Genomic DNA, 22287 nt, shown 5'->3' with positions numbered 1-22287 from the left:
GATCGGCAGCGCGGCCGGCCCACGATGTGGACTGGCCCCGAAACCGGCCTGCTACAATGCCCGTTCGCCCGGTAGGTTTATTCCTGGCATCCGGTCCGGCGGTCGGGCCGACATTGTTGCAAGGTTGACATGGCAGGCATCCTGATCATTGCTCATGCTCCGCTGGCCACCGCGTTGCGGGAGTGCATCTCCCACATCTACGGCGGCCTGCCGGCGCGCATCGGCGCCATCGACGTACTCGCGGATAACGATCCGGCCCAGGTGATGGCTTACGCCCACTCGGAGATCGCGCGGCTGCGCGAGGAAAACGGCGTGCTCGTGCTGACCGACATGTACGGCGCCACGCCGGCCAATATCGCCGGCCAGCTCGCCAAGCTCGACGGTGTGCGCGTGCTGGCCGGCGTCAACCTGCCGATGCTGGTGCGCTCGGTCTGCTATCGCACCACCCCGATCGACACGCTGGTCGAGAAGGCGCTGGCCGGTTCGACCAAGGGCATCCACGAGGTCGCGGCCGGCACGCCGCCGCCGCGCCCGGGCCTCGGCTGCGGCGAGTGCGCGCCGATTCCGCCCGAGCCCAAGCCGCAGACCGAAACGCATTGAGCGGCCGCTCGCCCGGCGCGAGCGGCCGTCCTTCTTCCGCCGGCGCGGGGGCGCCGGTTGTCCCTACCTGAACGGAACACCATGCTTCAGCAAGAAACGACCATCGTCAATAAATTGGGGCTGCATGCTCGCGCGTCCGCCAAGCTGACCCAGCTCGCCGGCAACTTCCAGTCGGAAGTCTGGATGACCCGCAACGGCCGGCGCATCAACGCCAAGAGCATCATGGGCGTGATGATGCTGGCGGCCGGCATCGGCAGCACGGTGACCATCGAGACCGAGGGCGCCGACGAGAAGGAAGCGATGGATGCCTTGCTCGCGCTGATCGCCGACAAGTTCGGCGAAGGCCAGTAAGCCTTTACATCACGGTCCCGTCTTGCCCCGAATGCCGCGTGAAGAAGTTCACGCGGCATTCGCGTTTATTCAGACAACAGATCATTGCCCGCCGATGCTGCGACGCATGCTGTCACGCGGGGTTCGCGGAATTTATAATCGCGAATCGGGGTCATAGGCGCAGCGCGGCGGCGGGCTGCGCATGATCGGACTGACAGGAGGTGCGCGTGTCCTTCACGCTGCAGGGAATTCCCGTTTCGAGAGGTATCGCGATCGGTCGCGCGTATCTGATCGCGCCGGCGGCGCTCGACGTCGCCCATTACCTCGTCGAGGCGCAGCAGCTCGAGGCCGAGATCGAGCGGCTGCGCGCCGCGCTGCTGGCCGTGCGCGGCGAGCTCGACGCGCTGCGCGCCGATCTCACCGAGGACACGCCGAGCGAGGTGGCGGCCTTCATCGACGTGCATTCGATGATCCTCAACGACGCGATGCTGGTGCAGGAAACCGTCGACCTGATCCGGGTGCGCCGCTACAACGCCGAGTGGGCGCTGACCGAGCAGCTCGACGTGATCAGCGGCCATTTCGACGACATCGAGGACGAGTACCTGCGCGAGCGCAAGGCCGACATCGAGCAGGTGGTCGAGCGCGTGCTGAAGGCGCTGGCCGGCGCGCCCTCGGCCTCGCAGGCGCTGGGCGGCGCGGCCGGCGGCAAGGACGACATGATCGTGGTCGCGCACGACATCGCGCCGGCCGACATGATGCAGTTCAAGAACCAGGCCTTCCGCGCCTTCGTCACCGACCTGGGCGGGCGCACCTCGCATACCGCGATCGTGGCGCGCAGCCTCGGCATCCCGGCTTCGGTCGGGGTGCAGCACGCCAGCGCGCTGATCCGCCAGAACGACCTGATCATCGTCGACGGCGACCGGGGCATCGTGATCGTCGATCCCGCGCCGATCGTACTCGAGGAGTATTCGTACCGGCAGTCGGAGATGGCGCTCGAGCAGCGCAAGCTGCAGCGCCTGAAGTTCTCGCCGACCCAGACCCTGTGCGGCACCCAGATCGACCTGATGGCCAATATCGAGCTGCCGGACGACGCCAAGACGGCGGTCGAGGCGGGCGCGGTGGGCGTTGGCCTGTTCCGCACCGAGTTCCTGTTCATGAACGACGCGAACGCGCTGGCCGAGGAGGAGGAGCAGTTCCGCGCCTACCGGCGCGCGGTCGAGCTGATGAACGGCAAGCCGGTGACGATCCGCACCATCGACGTGGGCGCCGACAAGCCGCTCGAGGCGCTCGAGGAGGGTTACGAGACCGCGCCGAACCCGGCGCTGGGCCTGCGTGCGATCCGCTGGAGCCTGTCCGAACCGCAGATGTTCCTCACCCAGCTGCGCGCGATCCTGCGCGCCTCGGCGGTGGGGCCGGTCAAGATCCTGGTGCCGATGCTCGCGCACGCGCAGGAGATCGACCAGACCCTGGACCTGATCCGCGAGGCCAAGCGCCAGCTCGACGATGCGGGCCTCGCCTACGATCCGAACGTGCGCGTGGGCGCGATGATCGAGATCCCGGCGGCCGCGATCGCGCTGCCGCTGTTCCTCAAGCGCGTCGATTTCCTCTCGATCGGCACCAACGACCTGATCCAGTACACGCTGGCGATCGATCGCGCCGACAATGCCGTCGCGCATCTCTACGATCCGCTGCATCCGGCCGTGTTGCACCTGATCGCCTACACGCTGCGCGAGGCGAAGCGCGCCGGCGTGCCGGCGTCGGTATGCGGGGAGATGGCGGGCGATCCGGCGATGACGCGCCTGCTGCTCGGCATGGGGCTCACCGAGTTCTCGATGCACCCGAGCCAGCTGCTGGTGGTCAAGCAGGAGATCCTGCGCGCGCACCTGAAGGCGATCGAGAAGCCGACCGCCGACGTGCTCGCCTCCTACGAGCCCGAGGACGTGCAGCTCGCGCTCAAGCAGCTCGCGGCGGCCGAGCCGAAGGCGGATTTGGCGGCCTGAGCAGCCTCTGGCGGGAGGAAACGAAAAAGGCGGTGCATCCGGTTCGGATGCACCGCCTTTTTCATGGCACGAGGGAAACGGGAGCTTGGGCCCGCGCTTCAGTGGCGGCCGCCGCAGACCGGGCAATCGGCCTGCCGCGCGATGCGCATGGTGTTCCATTCCATGCGCAGCGAATCGAGCATCATCAGCCGCCCGACCAGCGGCTCGCCGAAGCCGCCCACCAGGCGCAGCGCCTCGGCCGCCTGCATCGCGCCGATGATGCCGACCGTCGGCGCGAACACGCCCATGGTCGAGCAGGCCACTTCCTCGAAGGGCTGGTCCTCGGGGAACACGCAGGCGTAGCAGGGCGAGGCCGGATCGCGGAAATCGAAGCTGCTGATCTGGCCGTCGAAGCGCAGCGCCGCGCCCGAGACGAGCGGCACGCCGTGCGCGGCGCAGGCGCGGTTGATCGCGTGACGCGTCGCGAAGTTGTCGCTGCAGTCGAGCACCACGTCGGCGCGCTGCACGGCGGCGTCGAGCCAGGCCGCATCGGCGCGCTCGGCCACGGCATGCACGACCACCTCGGGATTGAGGCGCGCGAGCGCGTCGCGGCCCGATTCCACCTTGCGGCGGCCGACCGATTCGGTGACGTGCAGGATCTGGCGCTGCAGGTTGGTGAGGTCGACCGTGTCGGCGTCGACCAGGGTGATCGCGCCGATGCCCGAGGACGCCAGGTACATCGCCGCCGGCGAGCCGAGGCCGCCCGCGCCGATCACCAGTGCATGCGCGTCGAGGAAGCGCTGCTGCGCCTCGATGCCGATCTCGTCGACCAGGATGTGGCGGGAGTAGCGGAGCAGTTGTTCGTCGTTCATCGCGGGGAAGGGGAGAAGCCTGGGGTTGCGTGCCGATATTCTAGGCGCGTTCTCCGCGGGCCTTGGTTGCCGAAGCCCGCGCCAAAAGAGAAACGGGCCACCGCGGCACTGCCGCGATGGCCCGTGTCGGGCGCGGGCTACCGCTTAGTTCGGCGCCGAGGCCGGCTTGGCCGAGGAGGCCTTGGCCGGCGCGGTGGCGGCCTTCGGCGCGGAGGCCGAGGGCGCGGCCGCGCCCGCCGTCAGCGGCTTGGAGGTGCTTTCCGCGAGCAGCGACTTCGATTCCTGCACCGGCTTGCCTTCCAGCTTGTTCAGGGCCTGCTGCAGCATGAAGTCGTCGGCGCTGCCGAATTCCACCGGCTTGCGGTTGCGATCCTTCTCGCGCTGCTCCGGCGTCTTCTTGTCGTTCTGCTCCTCGAGGATGCGCAGCTGGTCGAGGCGGCGCTGTTCGCGGGCCTCCAGCTCCTTCTTCTCGTTCGGATCCTGGGTGTTCGCGAGGTGGTTGGTGTAGTCCACTTCGCGCGTCACCAGCACGTCGTCGGGATCGCCGTCCGCGAACTGGTCGACCGGGATATCCGGCACGATGCCCTTGTTCTGGATCGAGCGGCCGCTCGGCGTGTAGTAGTAGGCCGTGGTCAGGCGCAGTGCCGTGTCGGCGGTGAGCGGGCGCACCGTCTGCACCGAGCCCTTGCCGAAGGTGGTCTTGCCCATGATCAGCGCGCGGTGCGAATCCTGCAGCGCGCCGGCCACGATTTCCGAGGCCGAGGCCGAGTAGGCATTGGTCAGCACGATCATCGGCACGGTCTTGAAGATGCCCGGCAGGCCCTTCAGCGGATCGGAATCGAAGGTCGGCAGACGGTAGTTGTCGTAGTCGTCGCGATAGACCTGCTTGGAATCGGGGATCTGGCCGTTGGTCGAGACCACCACCGAGTTCGGCGGCAGGAACGCGCCGGCCACGCCGACCGCGCTCTGCAGCAGGCCGCCGCCGTTGTTGCGCAGGTCGACCACCAGGCCCTTCAGGTTCGGCTGCTGGCGCGCGATGTCCTGCAGGCGCGCGGCAAGGTCGGGGGTGGTGCGTTCCTGGAAGCTGGTGATCCGGATATAGGCGTAACCCGGGTCGAGCATCTTCATCTTCACGCTCTGCACCTTGATGATCGCGCGCGTGACGGTGACCGGGAAGGTGCGGTCGTCGGTCTTGCGGAAGATCGTCAGGGTGACCTTGGTGCCCGGGTCGCCGCGCATCTGCTTGACGGCCTTGTCGAGCGTCATGCCGCGCACCGGCTTGTCGTTGATGCGGGTGATCAGGTCGCCGGGACGGATGCCGGCGCGGAACGCGGGCGTGTCCTCGATCGGCGAGATCACCTTCACCAGGCCGTCTTCCTGCGAGATCTCGATGCCCAGGCCCGCGAAGCGGCCCTTGGTCTGTTCCTGCAGTTCCTCGTAGTCGGTCTTGTCGAGGTAGGACGAGTGCGGATCGAGGCTCGACACCATGCCCTTGATCGCGGCCGTCAACAGCTTCTTGTCGTCGACGGGTTCGACGTATTCGCGCTTGATCTGGCCGAACACCTCGGCGAACAGCCGCAATTGGTCGAGCGGCAGCGGCGTCGTGATCGTGGCTTGCTGGGCCGACGCCGAAATCTGCAGCGTCGCGAATACACCGGTGGCAAGGCCCGCGGCAACGAGGCCGATATTCTTCAATTTCATTCGCATAGGATCGTGTGCGTCGGAAAGCGCGTGTGGCTATGGCGTGAAGGTGGGAGGACGGTCAAGTATATCTCCGTTCGTCCCGATGCTCCGCCGTGGCGGGTGAAAGCGGCGACGAAGCGGGTTCGACAGCGGCGGCGCGGCCGGGTTCGCCCGATCTCGCGCGATGATGCCCGGCGCGGGCTTGCCGAGGCGGGAGCGGCGGCCGGCTGGCGCCAAACTGACGCGCGGCTGGCGGTGGCGCCGGCCGCGACGAGCCGAACCCGGCGCTTCGTCCGCCGGACGTAGGCGTCTCGCGACCGAGGGTGCCGCGTGGGCGCGGTGGCAAGCAAGAGCCGTTCGTGGCGGAGGATGGCAAGGGCCGCTGCCGCGCCGGTCCAGTCTCGAGGCCCGGGCCGGCACGACATGAGCGCCGTGCTTACTTGGCCTTGCCCTGCTGCGCGACGGCGGCCTGGGCCTTGGCGATCGCCTCCTGGTCGCCCAGGTAGTAATGGCGGATCGGCTTCAGGTTCTCGTCGAGTTCGTAGACGAGCGGCACGCCGTTGGGGATGTTCAGGCCGACGATGTCCTCGTCCGAGATGCCGTCCAGGTACTTGATCAGCGCGCGCAGCGAGTTGCCGTGCGCGGCGATCAGTACCTGCTTGCCGGCCTTGACGGCGGGCGCGATCGACTCGTTCCACAGCGGCAGCACGCGCGCCACGGTGTCCTTCAGGCATTCGGTGAGCGGCAGCTGCTCGCGCGGCACCTTGGCGTAGCGCGGGTCGTCGAAGGGCGCGCGCTCGTCGCTCGGCTCCAGCGCCGGCGGCGGCGTGTCGTAGCTGCGGCGCCACACCAGCACCTGCTCGTCGCCGAACTTGGCGGCCGTCTCGGCCTTGTTGAGGCCCGACAGCGCGCCGTAGTGGCGCTCGTTGAGGCGCCAGGAGTGCACCACCGGCAGGTACATCTGGTCCATCTGGTCCTGCACGTGCCAGAGCGTGCGGATCGCGCGCTTGAGCACCGAGGTGTAGGCGATGTCGAACGCGTAGCCGGCTTCCTTGAGCAGGACGCCGGCCTGGCGGGCCTCGTTGTTGCCTTGCTCGGTCAGGTCGACGTCGACCCAGCCGGTGAAGCGGTTTTCCTTGTTCCAGGTCGATTCGCCGTGGCGGATGAGAACGAGCTTGTACATGAGTGCTTGCTGGTCGGTAGTAAGGAAGCGGGCCGCAAAAGGCGGGTCCGTAGCCGGGTCGCCATCGCGTCAGACGGATATTTTATAATGGCGGGATTGTCCTTTTCGATTTCTCTTTTTAGCGGCGGATCCTCCGTGACGTTCTTTACCGATTACACCAACCTTGCGCTCATCGCGATCCTGCTCGTTTCCGGCGGCCTGCTGGTGGTTCCCGCGCTGCGGCGCGGGGGCGGCGGCCTGTCCAGCGCCGAGGCGACCCAACTGATCAACCGGCGCAATGCGATCGTGATCGACCTGCGGCCCTCGGCCGAGTATGCCGCCGGGCACCTGCCCTCGGCGCGCTCGGTCGAGTACGCCGAGCTGGCTTCCCGGCTCGGCCAGGTCGCCAAGAACAAGAGTGCCCCGGTGCTGCTGGTCTGCCAGAACGGCCAGCAATCGAACAAGGCGGCCAAGGCCGTGCGCGAAGCCGGTTACGGCGAGGTCCATGTGCTGCAAGGCGGTGTCGCCGAGTGGCAGAAGGCCGGCATGCCGGTCGTCAAACAAGGAGTGGCGAAGTGAATAAAGTAGTCATGTACAGCACCCAGGTCTGCCCCTACTGCATGATGGCCGAGCGCCTGCTCAAGCAGCGCGGCGTCGAGCAGATCGAGAAGGTGCTGATCGACAAGGAGCCGACGCGCCGCGCGGAGATGATGGAACGTACCGGTCGTCGCACGGTTCCGCAGATCTACATCGGCGAGACCCACGTCGGGGGCTACGACGACCTGTCCAAGCTCGACCGCGAAGGTGGCCTGCTGCCGCTTCTGGAAGCAGCCTGATTCCGGCAGAATGACGCCTCTCCCGGGCGCCGGGACGGGGCTGCGTGCCGTGCGGGCACGACAAGACAACCGGGTGGCCGGAGGAAACCGGCCGCCGCCACATCAATTTTAGGGAGCCAACATGTCCGACGTCGAAAACCAGCCGTTCTTCAACATCCAGCGCATCTACCTGAAGGATCTGTCGCTCGAGCAGCCGAATTCGCCGGCGATCTTCCTCGAACAGGACATGCCGTCGGTTGAAGTGGAAGTCGACGTGAAGGCCGAACGCCTGGCCGAAAGTGTTTATGAAGTGGTCGTCTCGGGTACCGTCACCGCCAAGGTCAAGGACAAGGTCGCGTTCCTGATCGAAGCCAAGCAAGCGGGCATCTTCGACATCCGCAACATCCCGGAAGAGCAGCTCGATCCGCTGGTCGGCATCGCCTGCCCGACCATCCTGTTCCCGTACCTGCGCTCGAACATCGCCGATGCGATCACGCGCGCCGGCTTCCCGCCGATCCACCTCGCGGAAATCAACTTCCAGGCGCTCTACGAGCAACGCCTCGCGCAGATCCAGCAGCAGGCCGGTGCCGCCAACGGCGCGCCGAACGGCACCACGCTGAACTGAGCACGCGTCCCACGAACCGGTGCTGGGTATGAAAGTCGCTGTTCTCGGCGCCGGTGCATGGGGCACCGCGCTCGCCGCGCATCTGGCCGCGCGGCACGATACGCTGTTGTGGGCGCGCGATCGCGCGCTCCTCTCCGGGCTCGATGCCCATCATGAAAATTCCCGTTATCTGCCCGGCGTGCCGCTGCCCGCTGCGCTGCGCTGCGAGCCCGAGCTCGCGGCGGCGCTCGCGCATGGCGCGGCCGACGACGCGCTGTGCGTGATCGGCGCGCCGGTGGCCGGGCTGCGCGCGATGTGCGCGGCGATGCGCGATGCCGGCTGCGTGCCGGCGCACCTGGTATGGGTCTGCAAGGGCTTCGAGCCCGATACCGAGCTGATGCCGCACCAGATGATCGCCGAGGCGCTGCCGGGGCATGCCAGCCATGGCGTGCTGTCGGGGCCGAGCTTCGCGCGGGAGGTGGCTCAGGGGCTGCCGGTGGCGCTGACCGTGGCGAGCGGCTCGGCGGCCTGCCGCGATCGCACGCTGCAGGCCTTCCACCATGGCGCGATGCGCATCTATACCGGCGACGACGTGGTCGGCGTCGAGGTGGGCGGGGCGGTCAAGAACGTGCTGGCGATCGCCACCGGCATCGCCGACGGGCTCGGCCTCGGTCTCAATGCGCGCGCCGCGCTGATCACGCGCGGGCTGGCCGAGATGTCGCGATTGGGCGTGGCGCTCGGCGGCCGCGCCGAAACCTTCACGGGCCTCACCGGGCTCGGCGACCTGATCCTCACCGCCACCGGCGACCTGTCGCGCAACCGCAAGGTCGGCCAGCAACTGGCGCAGGGCCTGTCGCTCGAGGAGATTCTCCAGGCGCTCGGCCATGTCGCCGAAGGCGTGCGCTGCGCGCGCGCGGTGCTGGGCCTCGCGCAGGCTCAGGCGATCGACATGCCGATCACCGAGGCGGTCTGCCGTGTGCTGTTCGACGGCGTGGCGCCGCGCGACGCCGTGAGCGGGCTGCTGCGCCGCGACGCCAAGGCCGAATGAGCGTGTTGGCTTGGGCGGGCGAGGGTGTTGCGTGCCTGTCACCCGAGTCGGTGCCGGATTCCTCTCGTTTTCCTGAATATCCTCCGATCGTCTCGCTTCGTCGCTCAATTTCGCCGATGCGAGGCATTTGAGTTCGTCGCGAAGTGCCGGCCGGGCTCCCCTCGGCTGGCGCCCCGCCCGCATCGCGTCTACGCTTGCGCTTATCCCGACTATCCGGCGCCTGCCCGGCGGAGGCCAGCATGCTCATGATCGGTGCCACCCGTGTCGACGCGCGCGTGGTCGACATCACCACGCTCGCGCTCGATGCGATCGTCAATGCGGCGAACGAGTCCCTGCTCGGCGGCGGCGGCGTGGACGGCGCGATCCATCGCGCTGCGGGCCCCGAACTGCTGGCCGAATGCCGGAGCCTGGGCGGCTGCGCGACCGGCGACGCCAAGCTCACCGGTGCCTACCATCTGCCGGCGCGGCACGTGATCCATACGGTCGGGCCGGTCTGGCAAGGCGGCATGTCCGGCGAGGCCGAGCAGCTCGCCTCCTGCTACCGGCGCTCGCTCGAGGTGGCGGCCGCGGCGGGCTGCGCCTCGCTCGCGTTCCCGGCGATCAGCTGCGGCGTGTATCGCTTTCCACCCGAGATCGCGGTCCAGATCGCGGTGAGCACCGTGGTGTCGATGCTGCCGGGCGCCGGTTTCACGCGCATCGTGTTCGCCTGCTTCGACGAGGCCATGCTCGGGCACTACAAGACCGAACTCGCCCGGCTCTGAGGCCGGGCGATCATTTGGGATTGCTTGCCATCGATGCGGCAGCGCATCATGCGCCGCCCTCGAAGCCGGCCTGGCGCCAGGCCTCGAACACCACCACCGCCACCGTATTCGACAGGTTGAGGCTGCGATTGCCGGGCCGCATCGGCAGCCGCACGCGCTGCTCGTTCGGAAAGCGCTCCAGCATGGACTCGCTCAGGCCGCGCGTCTCGGCGCCGAACACGAACCAGTCGCCGGGCGTGAAGGCGTGATCGTGGAAGCGCCCCGAGCCGCGCGTGGTGAAGGCGAACAGGCGTGCAGTGTCCGGCTGCTCCTGGGCGAGGAAGGCATCCCAGTCGCGATGCACCTGCATCTGCGCGTATTCGTGATAGTCGAGCCCGGCGCGGCGCAGCTTCGCGTCGTCGAGCGGGAAGCCGAGCGGCTCGATCAGGTGCAGCCGCGCGCCGGTATTGGCGCACAGACGGATCACGTTGCCGGTGTTCGGCGGGATTTCGGGTTCGACGAGTACGACGTTGAACATATGCGTTTCCAGTTGCTTGAAATGTTTCCTCGACTGCATGCAGTCGTGCCGGCGGTGTCTCGACGGCACTCCATACATCGTCCCTGCATGACGCGGCGGCGACGCGTCACCGTATCGTCACCTCGATGCACGCTTTGGCGAAGCCGATACGCCGGCAACGATCTCGCGCAGATCGCTTGCCGTCCAGCCTAATCGCGCGGCGTGCGCAGCGCGACGAAATTCGTCACGCGTCGCGCGCCGGCCTGTTTGAGCAAGGCGGCCAGCGCGGCGAGCGTGGCGCCCGAGGTCATCACGTCGTCGACCAGCCCCAGGTGCAGCCCGCGCACTTCGCCGCTCAGGGCGAAGGCGTGCTCGACGTTGGCGCGCCGCGCGGCCAGGTCGAGCCGCGACTGCGGCGCGGTATCCACGCTGCGCGCCAGCCGCCGCGCGTCTGCCGGCACCGCGAGGGCGCGCGCGAACGGCCGCGCGATCGCCCAGGCCTGGTTGTAGCCGCGCTCGATCAGGCGTCGCCGCGCGAGCGGCACCGGCAGCACCAGGTCCACGCGGGCCGAGCCGGACGGCAAGTCGGCCGCGGCACGCGCAAGCCGTTCGCCGAACAGCCTGCCGACGGCCAGCCGCGCGCCGAACTTCAGGTCCAGCGCCAGCGTGTCGAGCGGCGGCCGGTAGTCGCCCAGCGCGAGCGTCGCATCGAACGGCGGCGGTGCCGCGCGACAGCGTTCACAGCGATAGCCGAGGCGGGCTTCCTGGCCGGCGCGATCCGCCGCGAGCGGCAAAGCGCATTGCAGGCAGCGCAGCCGCGATTCGTTCCAATATGCGATGTCGCAGGCCTCGCAAATCAAGTTGCGTGACGAATTGCCGCATAACAGGCAGAGATTCGGCAACGCAGCGACGAGCAGCCGTTCGCAGGCCCGGCGTATTGTCGCGAAACGGCCGCGCGACGTGCTGCACGGCAATATTCCAGGCTTCCGCATGGAGCTTCTCCGTCAGGGCCGCCCGCGCTGAAGCCCGCGAGGCGAGCGAGTATACTTCGGGCACTTCGCCAGTTTGCCCGACATGTCCTCCGTTTCCGCCCCTTCCGGCCGTCCGGCCAATGATCCCCGGCACCTGCGGCGGATCTTCGACCGCCGTGCCGCCGCGTTCGACGCGGTGTCGTTCCTGCCGCGCGAGATCGCGCAGCGCATGGGCGAGCGTCTCGACTACATCAAGGTGGCGCCCTCGGGCGTGCTCGATGCCGGTTGCGGCATCGGCGACGATCTCCCGCTGCTGCGCGCGCGTTTTCCCGAGGCGCCGGTCTACGGCATCGATCTATCCGCCGCGATGCTCGCGCGCGCCGCCACGCAAGAGGCGGCCGACACCAGTTGGCGGCGCTTCCTGCCGGCCACGCTGTCGAAGGCGCTGGGCCAGCGCGGCCCGCGCCTGGCGCAGGCCGATTTCGCGGCCCTGCCGTTCGCCGGCGCGGCCTTCGACTTCCTCTGGTCGAATCTCGCGCTGCACTGGCATGCACGCCCCGACCTGGTGTTTCCCGAATGGCAACGCGTGCTGCGCGTGGGCGGGCTGCTGATGTTCAGCACGCTGGGGCCCGACACGATGCGCGAATTGCGTGCCGCCTATGCCGAAGCCGAGGCTGTTACCGATTGCGCGCCGCGCGCGCATGTGATCGACTTCGTGGACATGCACGATCTCGGCGACATGCTGGTCGAAAGCGGCTTCGAAATCCCGGTGATGGACCAGGAAGTGCTGACCATCACCTACAAGTCGCCCGAATCACTGTTGGCCGACGTGCGCCGCTGGGGCGCCTATCCGTTCCCGCGCGAAGGCGGCGAGAGGCTGCCGGCGCGCACGCTGCGTGCCCTGAAGGACGCGCTCGAGGCCCGTCGCCGCGACGACGGCACGATCGCGCTGACGTTCGAAGTGATCTACGGGCACGCCTGGAAGGCCGTGCCGCGCACCACCGCCGATGGCCATGGCATCGTGCGGATCGAGGATATCGGGCGAGGTCGTCCCAAGAATCCTTGACGCGGTAAAGAGGGGTTTCGTTATGCTTGAAATTAGCACTGGAAAACGACTCAGAAAAACCTTATAAAATGGCTGGAACGCTTGCCCAGCTTGGGTTTGCGGGCAATAGGCGCTTGCTTGTGGATGCGGTTTTTCACGCCTATAATGCGTCAGTTTGCCGTCCTGCAAGCGTCCCACAATACAGGGCGGCAGAGGCCGATGCGGGCCAGCTTCGATGCCGATCGCGAGAGGCAGCGATGGATGGAACGATGGGTTTCACGGACACCGAAACAGTTCTGATGGACTGGCTCATCAAGCGTAATTGTTCGGTGTCTCCGCGCCAGTTCGTCGCGTGCTACGCGTCGCTGGCCGCTTTCTCGCTTGCGATCGCCGTGCTGCTGTCGTGGCGCGGTGCCTGGCTCGTGCTGCCGTTCACCGGCGTCGAGCTGCTGGCAGTCGGCGTTGCATTCGCCATGTATGCGCGTCACGCAGTCGATTACGAACGTATCAGGCTGTTTCCTCATCGGCTGCTGATCGAGCGGATGAGTGCGGAGCGCATGACGCGCCTCGAGTTCAATCCGCGCTGGGTGCGGGTCGAGGCGGGGCTCACGCCGCGCGATCCGGTGCGGATCGTGTCGCGCGGGCAGAGCGTCGTGGTCGGGCAGCATCTCGCGCAGCATCGGCGAGCCCAGTTCGCTCGCGAGTTGCGTCTGTGGTTGATGCGTTGCGGCTGATCGAGGCGGCCGCCGCGAGCTGCCGGCGGCGGGGAGGGTAGGAATGACAATTTTGGGTAAGGAAGCCATGAAAACAATCAAGCGCGCCCTCACTGGTTTGCTGGCAGTCTGCGGACTCATCGCGTCCGGTGCGGCACTGGCCGTCGGCGACAGCCCAGGCGGCCCCCGCGTCAACGAGATCAACCTCCAGCCCCCCGTCACGAAGATCGCGCAGGAACTGTACGACCTGCACACCATGATGCTGATCCTCTGCACGGTGATCTTCGTCGGCGTGTTCGGCGTGATGTTCTATTCGGTTTTCGCCCACCGCAAGTCGCGCGGCCACAAGGCCGCCAATTTCCACGAGAGCACCACGGTCGAGATCATCTGGACCATCGTGCCGTTCGTGATCGTGGTGCTGATGGCCCTGCCGGCCACCAAGTCGGTGGTGGCGATGAAGGACACCACCAATGCCGACCTGACCGTGAAGGTCACCGGCTACCAGTGGAAATGGGGCTACGACTACGTGAAGGGGCCGGGCGAGGGCATCAGCTTCGTCTCGACGCTGACCACCCCGCGCAGCGAGGTGAACGGCCAGCAGCCGATCAGCGACACCTACCTGCAGGAAGTCGACAACCCGCTGGTGGTACCGGTCGATAAAAAGGTTCGCATCATCACCACCGCCAACGACGTGGTGCATTCCTGGTACGTGCCGGCCTTCGGCGTGAAGCAGGACGCGATCCCGGGCTTCGTTCGCGATACCTGGTTCAAGGCCGAGAAGGTCGGTACCTATCGCGGCTTCTGCACCGAGCTGTGCGGCAAGGAGCACGCCTACATGCCGGTGGTGGTGAAGGTGGTGTCGGCCGAGGACTACGACAAGTGGGTCAAGGACGAGAAGGCCAAGGCGGCCGCCACCGTGCTCGATCCGAACAAGGTCTGGACCAGCGCCGAGCTGATCGCGCACGGCGAGGAGGTCTACAAGGCCAATTGCGCAGCCTGCCACCAGCCCAACGGCAAGGGCCTGGGCGCGTTCCCGGCGCTCGACGGCAGCAAGATCGCCAACGGCCCGATCGCCGAGCACGTCAGCATCGTGCTGCACGGCAAGGGCGCGATGCCGAGCTGGGCCTCGCTGTCCGACGTCGACCTCGCCTCGGTGATCACCTTCGAACGCAATTCCTGGGGCAACCATACCGGCGACGTGCTGCAACCCAGGCAGGTCACCGACGCGCGCAACGGCAAGATGCCCGAAGGCGGCGGCACGCAGGCCGCGGCCGCGCCGGCGGCAGGCGCATCGGCCGCCGAGGCATCGGCGCCGGCTGCCGCCGCCTCGGATGCCGGGGCCCAGGCCGCCGCGCTGCCGGCCACCATCTACTTCGATACCAACAAGAGCGACCTGCCGGGCGATGCCAAGGCGGCGATCGATGCGGCGGCGCAGTACGCCAGCGCGCATCCGGACGCCAAGCTCGCGCTGTCCGGCTACACCGACAAGACCGGTTCGGCCTCGGCCAATGCCGAACTCGCCAAGCATCGCGCGCAGGCCGTGCGCGACGCGCTGAAGGCCGCTGGCGTGGCCGAGGATCGCATCGTGCTGAAGAAGCCGCAGACGATCACCGGCGGCGCCGACGCGAAGGAAGCACGCCGCGTCGAAATCGGGCCGGCTGCCTGACGGATCGTTCGTCGTCTGGGTCGACGTCAATCGGAATACGGATCAGGAGACATCCATGTCTAGCATTGGACACGACGTAACCGCGGGACACGCGCACGACGATCACGCGCACGAGCTTCCGCATGGCTGGCGACGCTGGCTGTTCGCGACGAATCACAAGGACATTGGCACGCTGTACCTGCTGTTCTCGTTCGTCATGTTCCTATCGGGCGGCGTGATGGCGCTCGGCATCCGCGCCGAGCTGTTCGAGCCGGGCCTGCAGATCATGCGTCCCGAGTTCTTCAACCAGCTCACCACCATGCACGGGCTGATCATGGTGTTCGGCGCGATCATGCCGGCCTTCGTGGGCTTCGCGAACTGGATGGTGCCGCTGCAGATCGGCGCCTCGGACATGGCCTTCGCGCGCATGAACAACTTCAGCTTCTGGCTGCTGCCGGTGGCGGCGGTGCTGCTGGTGGGCTCGTTCTTCGCGCCGGGCGGCGCGACCGCGGCAGGCTGGACGCTGTACGCGCCGCTGTCCACGCAGATGGGCCCGGGCATGGACTTCGCGATCTTCGCGGTCCACCTGATGGGCGCCTCGTCGATCATGGGCGGCATCAACATCGTGGTGACCATCCTCAACATGCGCGCGCCCGGCATGACGCTGATGAAGATGCCGATGTTCGCCTGGACCTGGCTGATCACGGCCTACCTGCTGATCGCCGTGATGCCGGTGCTGGCCGGCGCGATCACCATGGTGCTGTTCGATCGCCACTTCGGCACCTCGTTCTTCAACGCGGCCGGCGGCGGCGACCCGGTGATGTACCAGCACATCTTCTGGTTCTTCGGGCATCCCGAGGTCTACATCATGATCCTGCCGGCCTTCGGGATCGTCTCGCAGGTGATCCCGGCCTTCTCGCGCAAGCCGCTGTTCGGCTACAGCTCGATGGTCTACGCCACCGCCTCGATCGCCATCCTCTCGTTCATGGTCTGGGCGCACCACATGTTCGCCACCGGCATGCCGGTCACCGGGCAGCTGTTCTTCATGTACGCCACCATGCTGATCGCGGTGCCGACCGGCGTGAAGGTGTTCAACTGGGTGGCCACCATGTGGCGCGGCTCGCTGAGCTTCGAGACCCCGATGCTGTTCGCGATCGGCTTCCTGTTCGTGTTCACGTTCGGCGGCCTGACGGGCCTGATGCTGGCGATGGCGCCGCTCGACATCCAGTACCACGGCACCTACTTCGTGGTGGCGCACTTCCACTACGTGCTGGTGGCGGGCTCGCTGTTCGGGCTGTTCTCGGGCTGGTACTACTGGTCGCCGAAATGGACCGGCTGGATGTACAACGAGATGCGCGGCAAGATCCACTTCTGGGCGTCGATGATCTTCTTCAACGTCACCTTCTTCCCGATGCACTTCGTCGGCCTGGCCGGCATGCCGCGTCGTTATGCCGACTACCCGGCGCAGTTCACCGACTTCAACCAGATCGCCACGATCGGCGCGTTCGGCTTCGGCCTGGCCCAGGTCTACTTCCTGTTCGCGGTCGCGCTGCCCGCCTATCGCGGCGGCGGCGAACTCGAGAAGGCGGCCGACAAGCCCTGGGACGGCGCGATCGGCCTGGAGTGGACGGTCCCGAGCCCGGCGCCGTTCCATACCTTCGAGAACCCGCCGACGGTCGACTGACGCAGCACACGCGCTGGTCGCCCGGCCCGGGCGGCGGCGCCCAACCCAGCGCCCGAGGCGCCCGAGCCGATGAACCGCAACCGTAGCCCGGCAGCACGCACCCCCGCGCAGATCCGCGCGGGCAACCGGCGTCTCGGCCTGATCCTGCTGGCCGTGGTCGCCGCCTTCTTCACCATCGCCGTCGTCAACCAGTGGATCGCTTCGACCTCATGACGCCGACGTAATCGCCTGACGGAGAGGATTCCTCACCATGTCGAAACCGCTTGCCGATGCCGACAGCCTGTTCAACCGCGCGATGCTGCTCAAGCTCGTGGTGGTGGCGGCCCTGATGTTCGGATTCGGTTTCGCCCTGGTGCCGATCTATCGCGCGATCTGCCAGGTCACCGGCATCAACAACCTGGTGCAGCGCGACGTCAGCGCGCGCGAGGCGCGCAATACGCAGGTCGACATGAGCCGCACCATCTCGGTCGAGCTCGACGCCAATGCGCGCGGCCCGCTCGGCTTCAGGCCCGAGCAGCGCAGCCTCGACGTGCATCCCGGCGAGGTGATGACGGTGGTCTACGACGTCACCAACGGCCAGGGCCGCCCGGTGGTGGCGCAGGCGATCCCGAGCTATGCGCCGAGGCAGGCGACCGAGTATTTCAAGAAGATCGAGTGTTTTTGTTTCACGCAGCAGACGCTGAAGGCGAACGAGTCGCGACGGATGCCGGTGGTGTTCGTGATCGACCCGGCGCTGCCGAAGGACGTGAAGACCATCACCTTGTCCTACACGTTCTTCGAACTGAATACGCCGGCCTCGGTGGCGGCGGGCGCGCCGGCCAAGCCGGGCGTGTGAGCGGCGCGGTCACGAGGGCGGGAGACGTCATGGCGCAAGGTTCGATCGGCAAGACCCTGAAGGCGGTGATGTGGTCGTTCTTCGGCGTGCGCAAGCGCAGCGACCTCGAGGCGGACGCGCAGTCGCTCAATCCGCTGCACGTGCTGCTGGCGGCCTTGATCGCGGCGGCGCTGTTCATCGGCGTGCTGCTGCTGGTGGTGCATGCGGTGGTCGACTAGCTTGGCGGGTGCAGGCGTGAGGTGGGGACATGAGACAGGGACGCGAGGCGGTCCGGAGCATTCCGGAAACAACAGGACTGAAATGGAGAATCAAGCATGAGCGGTCATAACGAAATCCCGTACTACTTCGTACCGCATCCGTCACGGCATCCGATCAGCGCGGCGCTCGGCCTGCTCGTCATGCTCGGTTCGGTGGCGCTCTGGATCAACGGCCACGGCTGGGCGCCGATCACCGTGGTGCTCGGCCTGCTGTGGGTGCTGTTCGTGCTCTACCACTGGTTCGGCGACGCGATCTCCGAATCGGAAGGCGGCATGTACGGCCAGCGCGTCGACAAGTCGTATCGCTGGAGCATGAGCTGGTTCATCTTCTCCGAGGTGATGTTCTTCGGCGCCTTCTTCGGGGCGCTGTTCTATGCCCGCGAGATCGCCATGCACCAGCTCGGCAGCCTCGACTACCGGCTGATCTGGCCGGACTTCAGCGCGGTCTGGCCCAACGAGGGGCCGGCGGCGCTGGCCGGGCACTTCCGCACCATGGGCCCGTGGCCGGTGCCGACCATCAACACCGCGCTGCTGCTGAGCTCGGGCGCGACGCTGACGGTCTCGCACCACGCGCTGCGCGAGGATCACCGCCGCAAGGCGATCGCCTGGCTGGCGGCCACCATCGTGCTCGGTGTGTCCTTCCTGTTCCTGCAGGGCTTCGAGTATTTCCACGCCTATCACGAGCTGAACCTGACGCTGGCCTCGGGCGTCTACGGCTCGACCTTCTTCCTGCTGACGGGCTTCCACGGTTTCCACGTGTTCCTCGGCGGCACCATGCTGACGGTGGTGCTGGTGCGGATGCTGCGCGGGCACTTCAAGCCCGATCACCATTTCGCCTTCGAGGGCGCCGCCTGGTACTGGCACTTCGTCGACGTGGTGTGGCTGGGGCTTTACGTGGTGGTGTACTGGCTGTCCTAAGCGGGGGCGGGCAGGGCCGCGGCCGGCATGAACATGCCGGCCCGCTGCAGGAGCGGGATGGAGAACGCGGGAGGTCGCCTCAGCGGCCGAGCGGGATGCCGGTCGAATGGATCCAGCCCATCCAGTTCGCGAACAGGATGAACAGGAACAGGGAGATCGACAGGCCGACACGCGTGGCGAGCGACCAGACCATCCGTTTCGTCTGACCCCGGTCGTGCATCATGAAATAGAGGGCCGAGGCGAGGCTCGCGAGGATCAGCGCAAAGGCGATGGGAACGAGGATGTGCATGGAACTGGTCGTTGAGCGGCGTGGCGTCGATGACCCGGGGATTATCTCACTTCGCTCGCGCGCGCGGGATCGTTCCGGAGTCCGAACATGAAGCTGCGCTGGCTGCCCGCGCTGCTGATCCTCGCCGTGATCGCGCTGACCGTGCGGCTCGGCTTCTGGCAGCGCGATCGCGCGCATCAGAAGGAGGCGCTGGAGGCGAACGTGCTGCGCTACGAGCATGCGACCCCGTTCGTGGCGGGCTCGGCGCCGGTGGTCCTGAAGGCGGTCGAGTTCCGTCGCGTGCGGGCCAGCGGCCGTTTTCTGCCCGACCAGGCTGTGTTCCTCGACAATCGCCCCTATCGCGACCAGCCCGGTTTCTACGTGGTGATGCCGATGCGGCTCGCCGACGGCGGCACGGTGCTGGTCAATCGCGGCTGGCTGCCGCGCAACAGTTCGGATCGCACGGCGATCGCGCCGTTCACGACGCCGGGCGGCGAGGTGAGCATCGAGGGCATTGCGCGCGCCGATGCCTCGCGCGCCTTCGAACTCGGCAGCGGCGGTTCGGCCGCGCATCAGCGGATTCGCCAGAACCTGGAGGTGGCCGCGTATGCGCGCGAAACCGGGCTGCCGCTGCAGCCCTACGTGATCCAGCAGACCAGCGACAGCGGCGACGGTCTGGTGCGCGACTGGCCGCAACCGACGCAGGACGTCGGCCGCAACTACGGCTACATGGTGCAGTGGTGGGCGATGGCCGCCGCCGCTGCCGGTTTCGGGCTTTACGCGGCACGCCGCGCGGCCAGGAAACCGTCGCGTGAAGCTTCCTCGGGCCCGGCCTGAGGTGCGCGAACGCCGGCCGCTCCGCCATGATTGATATGAAGAGGAACCCCGTGTCGACCCAGTCATCCCGTCCCGCGCCGGCCCAGTCAGGGCGCGGCACATCGTCGCAGAAAGGCTCCTGGCAACGTGGCCGCTGGGTGGTGCTCGCGCTGTTCCTGATCTGCGCGGCGCCGGTCATCGCGTCCTATTTCACCTACTACGTGATCAAGCCCCGTGGCGGCTCCACGAACTATGGCGCGCTGATCGATCCGCAAAGGCCGATCCCGCCGACGCTGACCGGCACCGACGAAAGCGGCCGCGAGGTGGCGCTCGCCTCGCTGCGCGGGGTCTGGCTGCTGGTGATGGAAAACGGCAGTTTGTGCGATGATGCGTGCGCCCGGAAACTGTACTTCATGCGGCAGGTACGCGCGACGCAGGGCGGCGAGCGGCAGCGGATCACCATGGTCTGGCTGCGCAGCGATGCCGGCAGCGTCGACGCGAAGCTCCTCGCCGCCTATCCGGACACGCGGCGCTTCATCGTCGATCCCGCCGCGGTCGAGGCCTGGCTGCCGGCCGACAAGGGCACGCAGGCACCGGATCACATCTATCTGGTCGACCCGAGCGGCAACCTGATGATGCGTTTCCCGAAGGACCCCGACCCCAGCAAGATCAAGAACGACATGACGAAGCTGCTCAAGTGGTCGAGCATCGGCTGAGGCCGGTCGGCGGCCGCGGCTCAACGAGAATTCCGGGATGTACCTACTGCAACTGGGCCTGATCGGCCTGACCATCGCGCTGCTGCCTTTGTCCTACGTGTGGGTGAAGGCCGACGACGACAAGTTCCGCAAGCTCGTCTGGATGACGACCTTCTTCACGCTCGACCTCGTGATGTTCGGCGGCTTCACGCGCCTGACCGATTCCGGGCTCGGCTGTCCCGACTGGCCCGGCTGCTACGGCACCTCCTCGCCCTTCGTCGCGCACGCGGCGATCTCGGCCGCGCACCTGGCGATGCCGTCGGGCCCGGTCAGCATGGGCAAGGCCTGGATCGAGATGATCCACCGCTACTTCGCGATGGCGATCGGCGTGCTGATCATCGCTCAGGTGCTGATCGCCTGGGTGGCGCGCGCGCGGCGCCGGCCGCTGTCGGTGTCGCCGTGGTGGCCCACCGGCCTGCTGCTGCTGATCCTGGTGCAGGGCGCGTTCGGCGCCTGGACCGTCACCATGAAGCTGCAGCCGGTGATCGTCACCATTCATCTGCTGCTCGGGCTCAGCCTGCTGGGCGCGCTCGGCTGGCTGGCCGCGCGCATGACGCCGCTGCCCGCCCACGAGCCCGAGGCGGGGCGCCATCGCGCCGCCGCGCTGGCCGCCTTGCTGCTGCTGGTGGTGCAGATCGCGCTGGGCGGCTGGGTCAGCACCAACTACGCGGTGCTCGCCTGCACCGATTTCCCGACCTGCAACGGCCAATGGGTGCCGCCGATGGATTTCGCGCGCGGCTTCCACCTGTGGCGCGCGCTGGGCATGTCGGCCGACGGCGAGGTGATCACCCAGGACGCGCTGGTGGCGATCCACTGGACCCACCGGACCTTCGCCTTCGTGGTGATCGCCTACCTGGTGGCCTTCGCCTGGCGCATGCGCCGCTATGCCTCGCTACGGCGGCCCGCCGACGGCGTGCTGCTGGTGGTGGTGGTCCAGTTCGTCACCGGCCTGACCAATATCGTCCTGCAGTGGCCGCTGCCGGTCGCGGTGGCGCATAACGGCGGCGCCGCGATCCTGCTGCTGTTGCTGGTCATGTTAAACTTTCGAATCCTTTCAAGTCGTCCCGGCCGCGCCGCGCTCCCCGCACGCGATATCGCGCCCGCCTGACGCCCCACGCACATGGAATCCACGCTTTCCCAGTCCCCCGGCAGCCGCCTGTCGCAGTATTTCGCGCTGACCAAGCCGCGCGTCACCCAGCTCGCGGTGTTCTGCGCGGTCATCGGGATGTTCCTCGCCACGCCGGGTATGGTGCCGCTGCGCGTGCTGATCGGCGGCACCGTCGGCATCTGGCTGCTGGCCGGCGCCGCGTTCGCGATCAACTGCCTAGTCGAACAGAAGATCGACGCGAAGATGCGCCGGACCGCCTGGCGCCCCTCGGCGCGCGGCGAGATCACCACGCCGCAGATCCTGGCCTTCTCGACGGTGCTGGGCGGCGCGGGCGCCTGGACGCTCTACACCTTCACCAATGCGCTGACGATGTGGCTGACGATCGCCACCTTCGTCGGTTACGCGGTCATCTACACGCTGCTGCTCAAGCCCGCCACGCCGCAGAACATCGTGATCGGCGGCGCCTCGGGCGCGATGCCGCCGGCGCTCGGCTGGGCGGCGGTGACGGGCAGCGTGCCCGGCGACGCCTGGATCCTGGTGCTGATCATCTTCGTCTGGACCCCGCCGCATTTCTGGGTGCTCGCGCTCTATCGCGTCAAGGACTACGAGAACTCGGGCCTGCCGATGCTGCCCGTCACGCATGGCGCGAAGTTCACGCGCCTGCACATCCTGCTCTATACCGTGATCCTGTTCGCGGTGACGCTGATGCCCTTCATCTCGGGCATGAGCGGGGTGGTCTACCTGGCCAGCGCGGTGGTGCTCGGCGCGATCTTCCTCGCCTACGCGTGGAAGGTCTATGTCGACTATTCCGATGCGCTCGCGCGCCGCGCGTTCCGCTACTCGATCGTCTACCTGTCGCTGCTGTTCGCCGCGCTGCTGGTGGACCACTACGCACGTCCGCTGCTCGGCTTCTGACTGCGCA

The 22287-nt window shown here is 67.4% G+C and carries 26 protein-coding genes; 20 read left to right on the top strand and 6 right to left on the bottom strand.

The features are described from left to right. Nucleotides 1-129: 129 nt before the first annotated feature. The 3 genes from BM43_RS22030 (at nt 130) to ptsP (ending at nt 2930) form a co-directional block, all read left to right on the top strand. On the top strand, nt 130-600 hold the full coding sequence (locus BM43_RS22030) for a PTS sugar transporter subunit IIA (RefSeq protein WP_013699473.1): 471 nt from the start codon (nt 130-132) through the stop codon (nt 598-600). Nucleotides 601-681: 81 nt separating this feature from the next. After that, the gene (locus tag BM43_RS22025; protein ID WP_013699472.1) at nt 682-951 is read left to right on the top strand and encodes an HPr family phosphocarrier protein; all 270 of its coding nucleotides are present in this window, start codon (nt 682-684) and stop codon (nt 949-951) included. 206 nt (nt 952-1157) lie between these two features. Beyond that, complete coding sequence (gene ptsP / locus BM43_RS22020) at nt 1158-2930, top strand: phosphoenolpyruvate--protein phosphotransferase (protein ID WP_036049094.1); 1773 nt, start codon at nt 1158-1160, stop codon at nt 2928-2930. Between the two features lie 98 nt (nt 2931-3028). Here the strand turns inward: ptsP and BM43_RS22015 are convergent, their stop codons facing one another. From BM43_RS22015 to gpmA, 3 genes are all read right to left on the bottom strand, one after another. Next, a complete protein-coding gene (locus BM43_RS22015) occupies nt 3029-3781 on the bottom strand; it encodes a HesA/MoeB/ThiF family protein (protein WP_013699470.1) in 753 nt (250 codons plus the stop codon). 144 nt (nt 3782-3925) lie between these two features. Next, entirely contained in the window at nt 3926-5488 is a 1563-nt protein-coding gene (locus BM43_RS22010) for a S41 family peptidase (protein ID WP_013699469.1), read from the bottom strand. Between the two features lie 412 nt (nt 5489-5900). After that, on the bottom strand, nt 5901-6647 hold the full coding sequence (gpmA, locus tag BM43_RS22005; RefSeq protein WP_013699468.1) for a 2,3-diphosphoglycerate-dependent phosphoglycerate mutase: 747 nt from the start codon (nt 6645-6647) through the stop codon (nt 5901-5903). Nucleotides 6648-6782: 135 nt separating this feature from the next. Here gpmA and BM43_RS22000 point away from each other — a divergent pair, with 135 nt between their 5' ends. The 5 genes from BM43_RS22000 (at nt 6783) to BM43_RS21980 (ending at nt 9854) form a co-directional block, all read left to right on the top strand. Beyond that, nucleotides 6783-7205 carry a rhodanese-like domain-containing protein gene (locus BM43_RS22000; RefSeq protein WP_025097047.1) on the top strand — a complete coding sequence of 141 codons (423 nt, stop codon included), beginning with the start codon at nt 6783-6785 and terminating at the stop codon, nt 7203-7205. Next, nucleotides 7202-7462: a glutaredoxin 3 gene (gene grxC, locus BM43_RS21995; protein WP_013699466.1), complete on the top strand. Its 261-nt coding sequence runs from the start codon at nt 7202-7204 to the stop codon at nt 7460-7462. The genes BM43_RS22000 and grxC overlap by 4 nt, the downstream gene beginning before the upstream one ends. A gap of 121 nt (nt 7463-7583) precedes the next feature. Beyond that, nucleotides 7584-8066 (top strand): protein-export chaperone SecB, encoded by a 483-nt coding sequence (gene secB / locus BM43_RS21990; RefSeq protein WP_013699465.1) that lies wholly within the window; start codon nt 7584-7586, stop codon nt 8064-8066. 28 nt (nt 8067-8094) lie between these two features. Beyond that, nucleotides 8095-9093, top strand: coding sequence for an NAD(P)H-dependent glycerol-3-phosphate dehydrogenase (locus BM43_RS21985; protein WP_036049096.1), 999 nt, complete (start codon nt 8095-8097; stop codon nt 9091-9093). A gap of 239 nt (nt 9094-9332) precedes the next feature. After that, nucleotides 9333-9854 carry an O-acetyl-ADP-ribose deacetylase gene (locus BM43_RS21980; RefSeq protein ID WP_017919473.1) on the top strand — a complete coding sequence of 174 codons (522 nt, stop codon included), beginning with the start codon at nt 9333-9335 and terminating at the stop codon, nt 9852-9854. A gap of 46 nt (nt 9855-9900) precedes the next feature. Here the strand turns inward: BM43_RS21980 and trmL are convergent, their stop codons facing one another. Together trmL and BM43_RS21970 are read right to left on the bottom strand one after the other, a co-directional pair. Further along, on the bottom strand, nt 9901-10371 hold the full coding sequence (trmL, locus tag BM43_RS21975; protein ID WP_025097044.1) for a tRNA (uridine(34)/cytosine(34)/5-carboxymethylaminomethyluridine(34)-2'-O)-methyltransferase TrmL: 471 nt from the start codon (nt 10369-10371) through the stop codon (nt 9901-9903). Nucleotides 10372-10559: 188 nt separating this feature from the next. Next, nucleotides 10560-11342 (bottom strand): ComF family protein, encoded by a 783-nt coding sequence (locus tag BM43_RS21970; protein WP_036049098.1) that lies wholly within the window; start codon nt 11340-11342, stop codon nt 10560-10562. A gap of 82 nt (nt 11343-11424) precedes the next feature. Between BM43_RS21970 and BM43_RS21965 the strand changes: the two genes are divergently transcribed. From BM43_RS21965 to BM43_RS21930, 8 genes are all read left to right on the top strand, one after another. Continuing rightward, entirely contained in the window at nt 11425-12387 is a 963-nt protein-coding gene (locus tag BM43_RS21965) for a methyltransferase domain-containing protein (RefSeq protein WP_036036271.1), read from the top strand. Between the two features lie 236 nt (nt 12388-12623). Next, complete coding sequence (locus BM43_RS21960) at nt 12624-13100, top strand: DUF2244 domain-containing protein (RefSeq protein ID WP_013699459.1); 477 nt, start codon at nt 12624-12626, stop codon at nt 13098-13100. Between the two features lie 43 nt (nt 13101-13143). Next, entirely contained in the window at nt 13144-14745 is a 1602-nt protein-coding gene (gene coxB, locus BM43_RS21955; RefSeq protein ID WP_036049100.1) for a cytochrome c oxidase subunit II, read from the top strand. A 55-nt stretch (nt 14746-14800) separates the two neighbouring features. Continuing rightward, on the top strand, nt 14801-16408 hold the full coding sequence (gene ctaD / locus BM43_RS21950) for a cytochrome c oxidase subunit I (protein WP_013699457.1): 1608 nt from the start codon (nt 14801-14803) through the stop codon (nt 16406-16408). 69 nt (nt 16409-16477) lie between these two features. Further along, entirely contained in the window at nt 16478-16621 is a 144-nt protein-coding gene (locus tag BM43_RS21945) for a cytochrome oxidase small assembly protein (protein WP_013699456.1), read from the top strand. A gap of 37 nt (nt 16622-16658) precedes the next feature. After that, nucleotides 16659-17243 (top strand): cytochrome c oxidase assembly protein, encoded by a 585-nt coding sequence (locus BM43_RS21940; RefSeq protein ID WP_013699455.1) that lies wholly within the window; start codon nt 16659-16661, stop codon nt 17241-17243. A gap of 29 nt (nt 17244-17272) precedes the next feature. Next, nucleotides 17273-17461 carry a DUF2970 domain-containing protein gene (locus BM43_RS21935; protein WP_036049102.1) on the top strand — a complete coding sequence of 63 codons (189 nt, stop codon included), beginning with the start codon at nt 17273-17275 and terminating at the stop codon, nt 17459-17461. 96 nt (nt 17462-17557) lie between these two features. Beyond that, complete coding sequence (locus tag BM43_RS21930) at nt 17558-18418, top strand: cytochrome c oxidase subunit 3 (protein ID WP_013699453.1); 861 nt, start codon at nt 17558-17560, stop codon at nt 18416-18418. A 79-nt stretch (nt 18419-18497) separates the two neighbouring features. On the opposite strand, the gene BM43_RS21925 is transcribed toward BM43_RS21930, so the two are convergent. Beyond that, complete coding sequence (locus tag BM43_RS21925; RefSeq protein WP_013699452.1) at nt 18498-18707, bottom strand: twin transmembrane helix small protein; 210 nt, start codon at nt 18705-18707, stop codon at nt 18498-18500. Between the two features lie 87 nt (nt 18708-18794). Between BM43_RS21925 and BM43_RS21920 the strand changes: the two genes are divergently transcribed. Genes BM43_RS21920 through cyoE form a run of 4 tightly spaced genes read left to right on the top strand, consistent with a single transcriptional unit; the run spans nt 18795 to nt 22280 of the window. Then, nucleotides 18795-19523, top strand: coding sequence for an SURF1 family protein (locus BM43_RS21920; protein WP_036036264.1), 729 nt, complete (start codon nt 18795-18797; stop codon nt 19521-19523). A 35-nt stretch (nt 19524-19558) separates the two neighbouring features. Beyond that, nucleotides 19559-20218 (top strand): SCO family protein, encoded by a 660-nt coding sequence (locus BM43_RS21915; RefSeq protein WP_045577487.1) that lies wholly within the window; start codon nt 19559-19561, stop codon nt 20216-20218. A gap of 37 nt (nt 20219-20255) precedes the next feature. Further along, nucleotides 20256-21365: a COX15/CtaA family protein gene (locus tag BM43_RS21910; RefSeq protein WP_036049104.1), complete on the top strand. Its 1110-nt coding sequence runs from the start codon at nt 20256-20258 to the stop codon at nt 21363-21365. A 12-nt stretch (nt 21366-21377) separates the two neighbouring features. Next, nucleotides 21378-22280 carry a heme o synthase gene (gene cyoE / locus BM43_RS21905; protein ID WP_013699448.1) on the top strand — a complete coding sequence of 301 codons (903 nt, stop codon included), beginning with the start codon at nt 21378-21380 and terminating at the stop codon, nt 22278-22280. The last annotated feature ends 7 nt before the right edge of the window (nt 22281-22287 follow it).

It is taken from the genome of Burkholderia gladioli, assembly GCF_000959725.1.
GTDB lineage: Bacteria > Pseudomonadota > Gammaproteobacteria > Burkholderiales > Burkholderiaceae > Burkholderia > Burkholderia gladioli.
The sequence above is the reverse complement of the archived record's forward strand: the minus strand, read 5'-3'. Positions and strand labels throughout refer to the sequence as shown.